Raw genomic sequence first — 13533 nt, forward strand, 5'->3', positions numbered from 1 at the left:
GTACCTATCGAATTAACGATTTGTTAACGAACGGCAGGTCGCGGTGGATCATTTCAACCACCGCCGATGCGCATGATGCCTCTGCTCGTTTCCGGCGCAGCGCCGGATTATTTCTTACATTTTGAATTGGGTGGAACCCATGACCAGCATTATGACCAATGCGGCGGCAATGGCCGCGCTGCAAACCTTGCGCATGATCGACAAGAACCTCGAGACCACGCAGGCGCGCGTCTCCTCCGGTTACCGCGTCGAGACGGCAGCGGATAACGCGGCCTATTGGTCTATCTCCACGACCATGCGCTCGGACAATGCGGCGCTTTCGGCCGTTCAGGACGCACTTGGTCTCGGCGCCGCCAAGGTGGACACCGCCTTCGAAGCCGTGGAAAGTGCTATTGAGACGGTCAAATCGCTGAAGGCGAAGCTGGTTGCCGCTTATGGTGTGGGCAGCAACCGCACGAAGATCCAGGAAGAAATCAAGCAGCTTCAGGATCAGCTGAAGAGCATCTCCGAATCGGCGTCTTTCTCCGGCGAAAACTGGCTCCAGGCGAAGATCGGCGACGGCAAGACGCCGCCCGCGGAAGAGCCGGTCATCAAGAAGATCGTCGCTTCATTTACCCGCACCGCCGCAGGCGCAGTCGGGGTGACGACGGTCGATTATTCACTCGATTCGAGCACGGTGCTTTTCGATCTGAGCGGCGGCAAGTTCGGCATTCTCGACACCGAAGCGCGATTCCTGCGCAAGAACGAGACGATCGTGACGATGCGCACGACCGATACGCCCGCGGCACCCGCCGCTCCCACCGTCACCGACAAGGATTATGTGGTTCCGACGCTAAAGGATAGCGAAGTGGCGGCACTGGCAGGTTTTTCCGTCAAGGCGACCGGCATCTATACCAATGCCGCCAATACGGAGGGTTATTTGAAGATCGGTGATGGTGTGTGGGTAAAGCTCACCTCCACCGATCCGGCAGCGGCAGGCGCTCCGGCGACCGACAGCACGACCCCCGTCGCGACCACGACATCGCCGAGCACCAACTGGTATTACGATGTCACTGCGGCAATTGACCCCGACAATCGTAAACTCGGAATCTCCGTCTCCACGCTCGACATCAACAAGCTCACCGATCTCGCCCAGAAAATGGGAACGATGACGGGAGAGCAATATACCGAAGCCGACGTGCTGGATGCGATGATGTCCTTTGTCGACGGTCAGCTCGAAGCGATGACCAGCGCGGCGTCCAGCCTGGGCTCGCTGCAGAGCCGTATCGACATGCAGGAGAACTTCGTGTCGAGCCTGATGGACGTGATCGACAAGGGCATCGGTCGTCTTGTCGATGCTGACATGAACGAGGAATCGACCAAGCTGAAGGCGCTCCAGACACAGCAGCAGCTCGGTATCCAGTCACTCTCCATCGCCAACGCCAACGCGGAAAATATTCTCCAGCTCTTCAAGTAATGGAGCTTCCTCGCATGGGCATGCGCGGAAACGTGGCGCAGACGTGCTGAACAGTTCCGCCTTCATCCTCGCACAAGTTTGAACACCTAACGTCGGGGCAATATGGGGCGGATCGCATGGCGCGGTCCTCCGGCAATCATGGAAGAGACGGGCAGGGTAGCAAGGATGACGGTGGTGCCGCCAAACGGCTTAGAGCATTTCCAGGAAAAGCGGACTCCGGTTTTCCGCCCGGAAATGCGACGGAACGTTCCAGATCGCAGGCAGCGAAACATGTCTCGTCCGCTGTTTCGCCGGGGGCGTGCATGACCACCTCCATCGCAAGATATCTGAAGGACTTCGGTGACGCTCAGCCGGCAGGACTGGCCTTCGGCGATCCCCTGGCGGATACCGATGGCGTTTCGCCATTTGCCGACGCTGCATCCGGTTTCGATGAATTCGAAACCGTCGACGTGGAGAGTGAAAGGCAGGCCGCTTACGCCCGTGGCCATGAGGATGCGACACGCGAAATCACCGAAAAGATGCAGGCGGAACGCGACGAGCTGCTGGCCGCCCATTCGGCTGAGCTGGAGGCGCTGCGATCCGCCTATCTCGAGGAAATCGCGGTCTTTCTGTCGCGCGGGCTGCGAGAGGGCATTGATGCGATTGCCGCCACCCTCAGCGAACAGACCGCCGCAATCCTTGCTCCGATTTTGACGGAAGAACTGTCGCTTAAAGCAGTCTCGGCGCTGGCGGATGTGGTGCGCGCTTCCATGCCGGATGGTGACGCCGTCACGCTTGTCGTGAAAGGTCCGAAGGATTTGTTCGAGCAGTTGAAGACCCAGCCCGGCTTTGAAGAAGAGACGATGAAGTTTACCGAGACCGCCGATATCGATCTTTCAGTCGAGCTGGGTGAGAGCGTCTTCGTGACGCGCATGTCCGCCTGGGCCTCCAGTCTTCGCAAGGTGATGAAATGAGTGAAGGCGAAAACCATCACCACGGCAAAAACGAGATCATCATCGTCAAACGCCATAAAGGTGGCCATGACGGTGCGCATGGTGGTGCGTGGAAGATCGCCTACGCCGACTTCATGACGGCGATGATGGCGTTCTTCCTCGTCATGTGGCTGGTCAATGCCGCCAATGAGGAAACCAAGGCCTCGGTCGCGAGCTATTTCAATCCGATAAAACTGTCCGATGAGAAACCCTCGTCCAAGGGGCTGGAAAAGCCCGTGGACAAGGAAGAGGGCGTCCAGAAAAAGGACCAGTCCAACATTCAGGCAGAGAAAGTGACCAAGGGATCCGCCGCGGCGACGGGCGAAGACCTGACGTCCCAGACAGGTGAGCAGTCGAATTTCTCCGAAGCGGACTTTTTCGAAAATCCCTATTCCGTGCTAGCGGAAATCGCCCAGCAGGTCGGGCAGCAGGCCAATGTCAGCGCCAAGGGCGAGGGCGGTGCTGCCGATTCCGGTCCTGCAACCGGCGCAAGCGGCGGCGAGGCCTATCGCGATCCCTTCGATCCTGATTTCTGGACGCAGCAGGTGAAAATCACCCGCGCCGATCAGCAACAAAAACCGGTTGAGCAGCAGGCCGCCGAAAACAAGCAGGAGAATGCTGCCGAAAGCGCTCAGGCCGTTGCGGTTAAATCGTCTCAGACGCCGGAAGACAAGGCGCAAGACGGCAAGCCCATGGACGTCGCCGCAGTTGTGCCGCAGCAACGGCCGGATGCCGCCGAGCAGGCAGCGCTTGTACGGCCCAGGCCCGAGCAGCAGCAAGAGGCGAAGGATGTTCAGCAAAAGGCGAGCGATGCTGAATGGGAAAAGGCCGATACGCTGCGCGAAGAAATCGAGAAACAGATATCCGGCATAACCGGCAGGCTCTCGGAAGGGCTGGTCGTGACGCCTGCGGAAGGCGGATTGCTGCTGACCATTTCCGACCAGACGGAAACACCGATGTTCAATATCGGATCGGCCGTTCCCCGGCGCGAAATGGTTCTCGCCATGGAAAAGATCGGCAAACTGCTTCAGGAGCGCGGTGGCAGCGTGGTAATTCGCGGCCATACGGATGGGCGGCAGTTCAAGGGCGAGGCCAACGACAATTGGCGGCTCTCCATGGACCGCGCGCACAGCGCCTATTACATGCTGGTGCGCGGCGGCCTGTCTGAAGAGCGGGTAAAGCAGGTTTCTGGGTTTGCGGACCGCAGATTGCAGGTCCCGGCAGATCCCCTGGCGGATGCCAACCGCCGTATCGAAATCCTGCTTGAGGCTGATCGGGGGTGAGTGTGACGAAAGCCTCGAAACGCTGGCTTCTTCTTGCGGCGACGCTTTGTGGTCTCGGTGCCGGACCATTCAAGGCGTTTTCGCAGTCGCAAGACAATCTCATGCCCTATGCCATGCTGCGCTCCCTGCAATTCGTGCAGGATTCGGTTGCCACGGGAGACCATTCGGCAACGGAAATGCAGCGGTTCCTGCTCCAGACCATAGACGAGCGGCTGAAGAGCGCGCCCTCGGCGATCTTCAAAGACCCACGCAATGTCGATGCGGCGCTGATCTATGCGATGAGCGGCGGCAATCCCGCCACGCTTGAATTGCTGGTCGCGCGCGATGTGGACGGCAATTTCGACAGCCGCGTCGCCGATATCCTGCGCAAGTATCTGTCAGGCAAGGGGACGCTGGTGGCGCAGAGCATCGCGGCGATGGTGCCTGAATATCGCGGCACGCGGATAGGCGCTTATCTGGCGCTGATCGGTGGCAATGTCACGATCCCGCGCGATCCTCTGGCCGCGCTCGGCTTTTACGACATTGCCCGGCTTGAAGCGCCAGGGACAATCGTTGAGGAGGCGGCATTGCGCCGCTCGCTCGCCATTGCGGTTGAAGACGGCGATGCAAAACGCGGCGTCGAATACGCACAGCGTTACGCGCGGCGGTTCCTGCATTCGCCCTATGCAAGCCAGTTCGCGGATCTTCTGGTCTCGCTGGTGGTCAAACGCTCTGATTCCCTCGGCGAAGACGCGATAGTGGAGACCTTCGCGATGATGGATGCGGAAAGGCAGAAGGAAGCCTATCTGCGTCTTTCGCGTCTTGCGGCGATCAGCGGCAAGGATTCGCTGGCCCGCATGGCGGCGCTTAAAGCGAAGACGCTGTCGTCCGCCGCGCCGGATCAACCGGAAGCGCAGGCCAATCTCTACGAAAGCCTTTCCAACATTGGAACACCCGATGTGGTGAGCGCGATCGAGACGATCGGACAAATTCCCGAAACGCAGCTTTCGGACCGGGACAGGGCCCTCAGAGATGCCGCAAGGGCGATCGCCGAACAGGTGGTTCGTCCTCCCTCGCTATCAGGTGCTGATGTCGACGCGGCGGCGCAGGGCGCCAGACAGAACGCAGCCAAAAATGATGCGGTGGCTGGCGGGGAAAAAAGCATATGGCGGGTTGAAACCCACAAGGCCGACGATGGCGGTGAGAATGTCCGGCAGCTCGTGACAAGCGGCCGCAGCAAGCTCGATGAAATCGACAGCCTGTTGAAGAAAGGCGAGGGGGCACCATGATCGACGCAACCATCAATGCGCTAACGAATGCGCCACCGTCCGATCCGCGCGCAGGCAGTGCTGCCGCACGTGACGAGGCGAGAGGCGGCAGCTTTGGCGATGCCCTTTCCACGGTTCGTGACGAGCGACCGCCGCAGGCGCCGCATTCGCGGTCGGACGATTCTGGTTCAGCCGGGCAACAGCACGGACAGGCCGACGGCGAGGGGGAAAAGATGGACGTTCCGGTCAAACGGCCTGCAGCCTTCCTGAATGTCATCGTCAACGAGCATGCCGGGGACGGTCGAGTTCACGACACAGCTGCCGAGTTCCAGAACGCGGTCAAATCCTCGCGGGCACAATTGGGGGACGGCAAGCCTGGCAAGAAGCTCAAGGATGAGGCGGATAAGGATGCCGAGGCGATAACGGATACTCTCGATCCGAAGCTCGCCGAACTGCAGCTGGTTACGGCCAGCGCCGGGGCAATGGCCACGGCCAAGACGCCGCTGGAAGAAATTGCGCAGGCAATTGCCGGCAAGACCGACACGGTCAAGTCCGACAGGGCTGAACCTGTCCGCAGCAAGGCTGAACATCCGGCCAAGGACATGCCGACTGGGGTTGCAGCTGCCAATGATGCGGCGGGTTCGGCTTCGGAAAACGAAGGCGATGCCTCATCGTTCCGCTTCGCGTCTCCGCGTTCGGGTGCAGCCCGCGCTCTCGATATGAGCACGGTTCAGCGCGAAGGCCGCGTGGAGTTCGACACGCGGGAAAGCAGCGGTAAGGCGGCCGATACCGTAACGGTTCTCGATTCCCGGCGCTTCATCGGTCTGGCGCCCTCCTCCAATGCCTCGGCTCTGACCGGCCTGATCGCCAATGATCCGGAATGGGTCAGCGCCATGCAGCCCGGTTCGGCGCTGTCCAACGCAGCCGCCCAGAGCAGCACCGGCAAGGTCGTGCATACGCTGAAGCTGCATATGACGCCGATCGAGCTTGGATCGGTGACGATGTCACTGCGTCTTGCCGGTGACGAACTCGCCGTGCACATGACTGTGGAGAGCGTCGCGGCCTATAAAAAGCTCCAGGAAGACAGCAAGAGCATCCTTGATGGCCTCAAGGCGCAGGGTCTGACGGTCGATAACATCACGATCAGCATCGCTTCTTCCGATAAGAGTGACCAAACGGGCACACAAGCCAACAATCAGCAAAATCAGCAGGCGCAGCAGCAGGGCCAGCAGGCGGCTGCGGGCCGCAACCGTGACGAGTCCGGTGCACGAGGCGGCCGGCAAGGCAATGGCGATAATTTGGGGGTGCATAATGAAGGCATGGACGGCGCTCTTGGCTCTGCCCGTACTTCTGCTGACAATGGCGTCTATCTCTGAAAACGCATCGGCCTCGGCAACGTCAGGCGTGTGTGAAAGAGAGATCCAGTCTGCGGCACGCAAGTACGGCGTGCCGGAGGGAATTCTCTATTCAGTGGGCCTGACGGAGACTGGCCGCAAGGGGCGGCTCGACCCCAACGCCATGAATATCGAAGGAAAACCGGTATTTGCGGCCTCTACCGAAGAGGCCTTGATGACTTTTGAGGCTGCCAAACGCAATGGCGCCAAGCTGATCGACCTCGGATGCATGCAGATAAATCATTATTTCCACGGCGAGAATTTCACATCTGCGCGCGAAATGTTCGATCCGCGTCGCAATGTCGAATATGCTGCCATGTTCCTGCGTAACCTCCACAACAGGCACGAGACCTGGACGATGGCAGTTGCCCGCTATCACGCAGGGCCCAATAATGACCCGGCCCAGAAGAAATATGTCTGCCGGGTCATCGCCAATCTGGTGGCGACGGGCTACGGGAAATGGACGCCCAACGCTAAAAATTTCTGCGACGGATAACAACCTGAAATTGCTTTATCAGGGTTTGGGACTCGCTATCGGAAATGTGGCGAGACAAAGCCCGAAAAAAGGCGTTTCAAGCGTTTTTTAGCGATTTCGGAAATTTTTACACAAAAATTTTGTGTCATATATGGTTAATACCCACTATATATAGATCAAATCGGCACAAAATGGTTAATCAATTATTAATAACTATCGATGATTTCCTACAGTTGTCGCTGAATCCCCCGATTCGTACCAATGCCTCATTGGAAAACACCACACTGATTCGGAGGCGGACGAATGATCGTAGTGGTTGATGAGCGCGAGCTCGTTAAAGACGGCTATACATCTCTATTTGGGCGTGAGGGCATTCCCTCGACCGGGTTCGATCCGGTCGAATTCGGGGAATGGGTCTCGACGGCGGCGGAAAGCGATCTTGCGGCTGTGGAAGCCTTCCTGATCGGCCAGGGCGACCGGAGCTTCTCCTTGCCAAAGGCGATCAGGGATCGCACGACGGCGCCTGTCATCGCGGTGAGCGACCAGCCCTCGCTGGAAGCGACACTCGCGCTGTTCGACAGTGGCGTCGATGATGTCGTGCGCAAGCCCGTTCACCCTCGGGAAATCCTCGCACGTGCGGCGGCTATTCGCCGCCGGCTGCAGGTCATCTCGAATTTCACCGACGCCGGTCCGATCCGGGTCTTCTCCGATGGACGCGACCCGGAAGTGGGCGGCGAGGTATTTCCCCTGCCGCGCCGCGAGCGCCGCATTCTTGAATATTTGATCGCCAATCGCGGACGCCGCGTTTCCAAGGCGCAGATTTTCAATGCCATCTACGGCATCTTCGATGATGACGTCGAAGAAAACGTCGTCGAAAGCCACATCAGCAAGCTGCGCAAGAAGCTGCGCAAGAAACTTGGCTACGACCCGGTCGATTCCAAGCGGTTCCTCGGCTACAGCATTGATTGGCAATGATTTTCATTGACCCGCGTGGTCTTTTTCAAACGCGGTATTTCAGACAGCTTCACGCAAGCCAAACGCTTTACCTTCTCCTTGAAAGATGACCACGAGGGTTTTTGAATGAGTATTTTCGGCACTATGCGAACCGGCGTGTCCGGCATGAATGCACAGGCGAACAAGCTGGGTACCGTCGGCGACAACATCGCCAACGCAAGCACCACCGGTTACAAGCGTGCATCGACGTCGTTCTCGTCGCTCGTTCTGCCCTCCTCGTCGGGCAGCTACGCTTCCGGCGGTGTGCAGTCCAACGTTCGCTACAGCATTTCGGAGCAGGGCAACCTCTCCTACACCACCTCGGGTACTGACCTTGCCATTCAGGGCAACGGTTTCTTCGTTGTCCAGGATGGTGCAGGCACGCCTTATCTCACCCGTGCCGGCTCTTTCGTGAAAAACTCGGAAGGCTATCTGGAAAACGCCGCTGGCTTCCAGCTGATGGGTTACCCCTACGGTTCCAACCCGCCGGCTGCCGTCGTTAACGGCTTCACAGGTCTTGAAGCCATTAACGTCAACAATTTCGGCCTGACGGCATCGCCCTCCACGCAGGGAAGCTTCCCGGCCAACCTCAATCGCGACGATACGGCCGTAGCGGCGGCGTCGCTCCCCAGCACCAACTCCGCAACGGCGAAGTTCGGCAACAAGACTTCGCTGACCGCATTCGATAGCGGCGGCGCGAAGGTGCTCTACGACTTCTATTATACCAAGACTGGTGACAACACCTGGGAAGTGGCGGTCTACCGTCAGGATCAGTCGACCAATGGTGGCTTCCCCTATACGGCGACTGCGCCGGCATCCCTTGTGCAGGAAAGCGTCACGCTGACCTTCGATCCTGCGACCAACAAGCTGACGACTACGTCTCCCAAATCCATCACCATCGACGACAACAACAGCGGCGTGGCGCAGGCGATCAACATCGACCTGTCCGACATGACCCAGTTTTCGTCGAAGTTCACGCCCGGCACGGCGATCCTGAACGGTAACGGTCCGAGCCAGATCAAGGATGTCGAAATCGGCAAGGATGGCGTAGTGACGGCAGTTTACCAGGATGGCGGCCGCCGCAACATTTACCAGCTGGCGCTGGCCACCGTGCCGAGCGTCGACAACCTGAGCCCGCAGAACGGCAACGTTTATCTTCCGAGCAACGAGTCCGGTGTCGTTACCATCGGCTTCCCGCAATCGGGCAGCTTTGGTTACGTCCAGAAGGGCGCGCTGGAAGGCTCGAACGTCGATATCGCCAGCGAACTCACCGACATGATTGAATCCCAGCGCATCTATACCGCGAATTCGAAGGTCTTCCAGACTGGATCGGATTTGATGGACGTCCTGATCAATCTGAAGAGATAGTAATTCCTACGGGGACAGATGAATGTCGCTCACGTCAGCAATGAATACTGCGCAGTCGATTTTCAATAATACAGGTAAGCAGACGGACGTTACCTCGAAAAACATTGCCAATGTCGGCAATGCGAACTACGTCAAGCGAACCGCCATTCTCGGCACGACCATGGCCGGAGCGAGTATCGTCTCCAATGGCCGTGCCCAGAATGAAAGTCTTCTCAGGCAGACGATTTCCAGCGCCTCGCTGGCCACCGGGCAGAACACTGTTCTGACCGGTCTCGAGGAGATGAAGAGCATTTTCGGCGGCAACGACTACGAGCGCGCGCCGTCCACCTACATGAAGGAACTGCTCAAGAGCCTTAGCGGCTATGCCGCCAAGCCGAGCAATGCTGCTCTTGCCGCAACGGCCGTGACTTCCGCCGCGGATGTCGCCAGCTCATTGAACAAGGCGTCTGCCGAATTGCAGGCGATGCGTCTGCGTGCCGACAAAGAAATCTCCCTTCAGGTCGACAAGCTGAACGGCCTGCTCGCGAAATTCGAGGAAGCCAATAACGAGGTCAAGGCGCAGACAGCGATCGGCGGCGATCCGAGTGACGCACTCGATCAGCGCGAGACCTTGCTGAAGGACATCTCGTCCATCATCGGCATCAATGTCGTCAACCGCCCGAATAATGACGTCGCGCTTTACACGACCGACGGCGCCACGCTGTTCGAGATCGTACCGCGTCCGGTAACCTTCAAGGCGCAGCCGGGCTACGACGCGACGACCACCGGCAACGCGATTTATGTGGACGGTGTGGCGCTCAAGGCCGGCAGCGGCAGCAACACGACGGCGGAAGGATCGCTTCAGGGTTTGATGCAGGTTCGCGATGAACTTGCGCCGACCATGCAGAGCCAGCTCGACGAAATCGCGCGCGGCCTGATCACGATGTTTGCGGAAAAGCCGATTACCCAGCCGGCGCCGCCTGCGCCGCCTCTGACGGCGAAGCCCGGCCTTTTCACCTGGTCGACGGCAACCGCAACGAGCGAGATTCCTCCCGCCGGCGTCGTCGTCCCGGGGCTCGCTGCGACCATTACCGTCAACTCCGCGTTAATTATTTCGCAAGGTGGCAATCCGGAATTGTTGCGCGACGGCGGCATCAACGGTACCGCTTATATAGTCAATCCCGCAGCTACGGGCGGAACCGGGTTTTCCGCTCTGATCGACAGCTATGTGACCGCATTCGACGCGCCCATGAATTTCGCCGCGTCGACACGTATCGATACGAATACCAGCATCCTGAAATACGGCACCAACTCGATGGGTTGGCTCGAACAGGAACGGTCCGGTGCGACTTCGGCAAACGAAGCGAAAAGCGCGCTTTATGAGCGCTCTGCGACATCCTATTCGAACAATACGGCGGTTAGCCTGGACGAGGAGCTGTCGCTGCTCATGGATATCGAGCAGTCTTACAAGGCGGCCACGAAACTGGTGACGACCGTTGATGAAATGCTCAAGTCCTTGATGGACATGGTGAGGTAAAGGATGAAAACGTCATTCATTTCATCGCTGGCGATGCAGAACAGCATGCGCAGCACCATCCTCAAGGCTCAGCTTGAGATGACGAATCTCAATACCGAGTTGACAACGGGCAAGCACGCGGATCTTGGTGTGACGCTGGGTGCCAACACGGCCCGCAGCCTCGATCTCAACAGGGACGTGGAGCGGATTTCCTCGCTCGTTACGGTCAACTCCTTCGCCACACAGCGTCTTGAATCGTCGCAGACCGCATTGGACGGTATGGCAAAGGCCGCCCAGGAAATCCTCAATGTTCTGGTGCCCAATACGAGCAGCGAGCAGCCCACGCTTGCCACCGTCAACCAGAAAATCACGATCGCCTTCAACAATTTCACCAGCTTTGCCAATACGGCCGTAGATGGTGAGTATCTGTTTTCCGGTACGAATACGGATGTGAAGCCGGTCCAGGACTATTTCGCCGACGGTTCGCCGTTGAAAGCCGCCTATGACGCCGAACTGAACCATTTCATGGCGACACAGACGCCGGCCGTGGGGAGTATCTCGGACCTGTCCAAAGATCAGGTCAACGCCTTCATGACGCATATGGAAGGCGTATTCAACGGTACGACGACCGTAACCAACCCGCCACACAGCAGTCTCGCTGTGGGACAGAATGTCGATTTCTGGACGAGGTTCGGTTCCAACGCCAGCGATACCAACATGACGAGCCGGATCAGCCAGAACGAAGTGGTCGAAACGTCGACCAACAGCAATTCGCAGGGCATGCGTTACTTCGCGATGACGGCAATCACGGCGATGACCTTCCTCAAGGACAATGTTTCGAGCACGGTCCGCGAGGCGGTCGCCACCCAGTCGGTGACGACTATCGGCAAGGCGATCAGTGGGCTGAACCAGCAGGCAAGCAGTCTTGGCCTTTCGCAGGAGCGCGTCAAAAAGTCGAATGACTCTCTGGCTGCCCAGAAGAAGATCATCGAAACACATCTGTTGGATATCGAGGGGATCGATACCTACGAGGCGAAGACCCGTCTCGATCTGCTGCAGCAGCAGATTGAGATCGCATACAGCCTCACGTCGCGTCTGCAAAAAATGAGTCTGGTGAACTACCTCTGATGAACAGGGGTGGCGGCAGATAAAGGATACATGAATGTACCAGTTTTCCTACGCCGAAATCATGGAGGATGGTGTCGCCAACGCGAAAGACCGCGAGCGACAGGCGTTGACCAAATCGATCGAACTGCTTGCGGAGGCGAAGGACTCCTCTTCTCAGCGGCACACGATCGAAGCACTTTTTTACACTCGACGGGTCTGGATCCGCTTCATTGAGGATCTCAAGCAGCCGGATAATCAACTGGCCATGGAACTGAGGGCCAATCTGATTTCGATCGCGATCTGGATACTGAAAGAGTGCGAACTGATCCGGAAACGTCAGTCGACGAATTTCCAGGGCATAATTGACGTGACAACCATCATCAGGGATGGACTGAAATGAAAAGTACACTTCGAATTTCGCTGAAGTCGGGCGAAAAGATTTTCATCAACGGCGCAGTTCTGCGTGTGGATCGCAAGGTGGCGCTGGAATTCCTGAACGATGTCACGTTCCTGCTCGAGAACCACGTATTGCAGCCCGACCAGGCTACCACCCCGCTGAGACAGCTTTATTTCATCGCGCAGATGATTCTCATCAATCCGGAGGGGCGGGAACAGTCCACCAACATGTTCCGCAAGTCCGTGAGCATGCTCTTGAATTGCTTCCAGCATGACGAGGTCCTGGCGGAGCTCAAGCGCATCGACGGGCTGGTTGCCTCCGGCAAGGCTTTCGAAGCGCTGAAGGCCATCCGCGGCCTTTACCCGATCGAGGAGAAAATCCTCAACAATCAGGAAATGACCCCTGCAACGATCGAACAGATTCGCAAGGAGATCGCACCATGGCGGTAGATGCAGTCAATGCGGCGGCGGCAAACCCCTGGGCGAATGCCGGGGCGAGCAGCAACGACAAGAACGCGGCCTCGCTGAACTATGACAGCTTCCTGAAGCTCCTCATCGCCCAGATGAAGAACCAGGATCCGACCAGCCCGATGGATGCTGGTCAGCAGATGTCGCAGCTTGCAAGCTTTTCGCAGGTCGAGCAGACCATCAAGACGAACACCCATCTGAAGAGCATGCTGCAGGCCGAAGCACTGACCCGTGCGTCGGATCTGGTCGGCAAGACGGTAAAGAGCGCCGACGATACCGTCACGGGCGTGGTGAAGGAAGTCGAAGTCTATTCAGACGGCGTCGTTGCCATCACCGAAGCTGGTGACAAGGTGCTGCTGCAGGCCGGTGTGACCTTCTCCAACGGTCCGATCACGGATAAATCTGATAGCGGAACCGATTCGGATACGCCAGCTGGTTCCTGATATTGATAAGGCGGTATAATGCCGCCTTTCCGGAACGAGGGATGCGACGATGAACGAGGCCGATGCGCTTGATATCATGCAGGCGGCAGTGTGGACGGTTCTCGTCGCGGCCGGTCCTGCGGTTCTCGCCGCGATGATCGTCGGTGTCGCCATCGCCTTCATTCAGGCCCTGACGCAGGTTCAGGAAATGACGCTGACCTTTGTTCCCAAGATCGTCACGATCATGATTGTCCTCGGCGTTGCCGCCCCCTTTGTGGGCGCGCAGATAGCGCTTTTTTCCAATCTCGTCTTTTCACGCGTGCAATCGGGCTTCTGATATCGATCCGGCCAGGATGCCATCCTCGCGCAAGCTTCGGCGGCTAGGGATAGGTTGAAGCATCGGGCCGAATTGCGTGAGCGATTTCGCGAAACGATGCCGCGGAACCGTGCGGCGGCTT

At 58.2% G+C, this 13533-nt stretch carries 14 protein-coding genes; all 14 read left to right on the top strand.

From position 1 onward, the window contains the following. Nucleotides 1–139 precede the first annotated feature (139 nt). The 14 genes from ACZ47E_RS01000 to ACZ47E_RS01065 all read left to right on the top strand — a co-directional run bounded on the left by ACZ47E_RS01000 (nt 140) and on the right by ACZ47E_RS01065 (nt 13412). Nucleotides 140–1456 (top strand): flagellin N-terminal helical domain-containing protein, encoded by a 1317-nt coding sequence (locus ACZ47E_RS01000; protein WP_037090909.1) that lies wholly within the window; start codon nt 140–142, stop codon nt 1454–1456. Nucleotides 1457–1758: 302 nt separating this feature from the next. After that, nucleotides 1759–2409, top strand: a complete 651-nt coding sequence (locus ACZ47E_RS01005; protein ID WP_077986640.1) for a hypothetical protein — start codon at nt 1759–1761, stop codon at nt 2407–2409. Continuing rightward, nucleotides 2406–3710: a MotB family protein gene (locus tag ACZ47E_RS01010; RefSeq protein WP_278067221.1), complete on the top strand. Its 1305-nt coding sequence runs from the start codon at nt 2406–2408 to the stop codon at nt 3708–3710. The genes ACZ47E_RS01005 and ACZ47E_RS01010 overlap by 4 nt, the downstream gene beginning before the upstream one ends. Then, nucleotides 3707–4978, top strand: a complete 1272-nt coding sequence (gene motC, locus ACZ47E_RS01015) for a chemotaxis protein MotC (RefSeq protein ID WP_278067222.1) — start codon at nt 3707–3709, stop codon at nt 4976–4978. The genes ACZ47E_RS01010 and motC overlap by 4 nt, the downstream gene beginning before the upstream one ends. Continuing rightward, nucleotides 4975–6333, top strand: coding sequence for a flagellar hook-length control protein FliK (gene fliK / locus ACZ47E_RS01020; RefSeq protein WP_112636817.1), 1359 nt, complete (start codon nt 4975–4977; stop codon nt 6331–6333). The genes motC and fliK overlap by 4 nt, the downstream gene beginning before the upstream one ends. Continuing rightward, a complete protein-coding gene (locus ACZ47E_RS01025) occupies nt 6317–6847 on the top strand; it encodes a lytic transglycosylase domain-containing protein (protein ID WP_244405497.1) in 531 nt (176 codons plus the stop codon). Before fliK ends, ACZ47E_RS01025 begins: the two co-directional genes overlap by 17 nt. Before the next feature lie 282 nt (nt 6848–7129). Further along, complete coding sequence (locus ACZ47E_RS01030; RefSeq protein ID WP_006698188.1) at nt 7130–7801, top strand: response regulator transcription factor; 672 nt, start codon at nt 7130–7132, stop codon at nt 7799–7801. Between the two features lie 105 nt (nt 7802–7906). Then, nucleotides 7907–9187, top strand: a complete 1281-nt coding sequence (locus ACZ47E_RS01035) for a flagellar hook protein FlgE (RefSeq protein WP_004440014.1) — start codon at nt 7907–7909, stop codon at nt 9185–9187. Between the two features lie 22 nt (nt 9188–9209). After that, on the top strand, nt 9210–10703 hold the full coding sequence (gene flgK / locus ACZ47E_RS01040; RefSeq protein WP_278067224.1) for a flagellar hook-associated protein FlgK: 1494 nt from the start codon (nt 9210–9212) through the stop codon (nt 10701–10703). Between the two features lie 3 nt (nt 10704–10706). Further along, nucleotides 10707–11810: a flagellar hook-associated family protein gene (locus ACZ47E_RS01045; RefSeq protein WP_006698186.1), complete on the top strand. Its 1104-nt coding sequence runs from the start codon at nt 10707–10709 to the stop codon at nt 11808–11810. Between the two features lie 34 nt (nt 11811–11844). Further along, entirely contained in the window at nt 11845–12189 is a 345-nt protein-coding gene (gene flaF / locus ACZ47E_RS01050) for a flagellar biosynthesis regulator FlaF (protein WP_004440020.1), read from the top strand. Then, nucleotides 12186–12635 carry a flagellar biosynthesis repressor FlbT gene (gene flbT, locus ACZ47E_RS01055; protein ID WP_004432543.1) on the top strand — a complete coding sequence of 150 codons (450 nt, stop codon included), beginning with the start codon at nt 12186–12188 and terminating at the stop codon, nt 12633–12635. Before flaF ends, flbT begins: the two co-directional genes overlap by 4 nt. Beyond that, nucleotides 12626–13096, top strand: coding sequence for a flagellar hook assembly protein FlgD (flgD, locus tag ACZ47E_RS01060; RefSeq protein WP_004440022.1), 471 nt, complete (start codon nt 12626–12628; stop codon nt 13094–13096). The genes flbT and flgD overlap by 10 nt, the downstream gene beginning before the upstream one ends. A gap of 49 nt (nt 13097–13145) precedes the next feature. Beyond that, nucleotides 13146–13412 carry a flagellar biosynthetic protein FliQ gene (locus ACZ47E_RS01065; RefSeq protein WP_003515115.1) on the top strand — a complete coding sequence of 89 codons (267 nt, stop codon included), beginning with the start codon at nt 13146–13148 and terminating at the stop codon, nt 13410–13412. Nucleotides 13413–13533 lie beyond the last annotated feature (121 nt).

It is taken from the genome of Agrobacterium sp. 5Ca39 (genome assembly GCF_055382365.1).

Bases quoted from the DNA above. Each gene is read 5' to 3' on its own strand.
- ACZ47E_RS01000 (WP_037090909.1), top strand. From the start codon at position 140: ATGACCAGCATTATGACCAATGCGGCGGCAATGGCCGCGCTGCAAACC.
- ACZ47E_RS01005 (WP_077986640.1), top strand. From the start codon at position 1,759: ATGACCACCTCCATCGCAAGATATCTGAAGGACTTCGGTGACGCTCAG.
- ACZ47E_RS01010 (WP_278067221.1), top strand. From the start codon at position 2,406: ATGAGTGAAGGCGAAAACCATCACCACGGCAAAAACGAGATCATCATC.
- fliK (WP_112636817.1), top strand. From the start codon at position 4,975: ATGATCGACGCAACCATCAATGCGCTAACGAATGCGCCACCGTCCGAT.
- ACZ47E_RS01025 (WP_244405497.1), top strand. From the start codon at position 6,317: ATGGCGTCTATCTCTGAAAACGCATCGGCCTCGGCAACGTCAGGCGTG.
- ACZ47E_RS01030 (WP_006698188.1), top strand. From the start codon at position 7,130: ATGATCGTAGTGGTTGATGAGCGCGAGCTCGTTAAAGACGGCTATACA.
- ACZ47E_RS01035 (WP_004440014.1), top strand. From the start codon at position 7,907: ATGAGTATTTTCGGCACTATGCGAACCGGCGTGTCCGGCATGAATGCA.
- flgK (WP_278067224.1), top strand. From the start codon at position 9,210: ATGTCGCTCACGTCAGCAATGAATACTGCGCAGTCGATTTTCAATAAT.
- ACZ47E_RS01045 (WP_006698186.1), top strand. From the start codon at position 10,707: ATGAAAACGTCATTCATTTCATCGCTGGCGATGCAGAACAGCATGCGC.
- flaF (WP_004440020.1), top strand. From the start codon at position 11,845: ATGTACCAGTTTTCCTACGCCGAAATCATGGAGGATGGTGTCGCCAAC.
- flbT (WP_004432543.1), top strand. From the start codon at position 12,186: ATGAAAAGTACACTTCGAATTTCGCTGAAGTCGGGCGAAAAGATTTTC.
- flgD (WP_004440022.1), top strand. From the start codon at position 12,626: ATGGCGGTAGATGCAGTCAATGCGGCGGCGGCAAACCCCTGGGCGAAT.
- ACZ47E_RS01065 (WP_003515115.1), top strand. From the start codon at position 13,146: ATGAACGAGGCCGATGCGCTTGATATCATGCAGGCGGCAGTGTGGACG.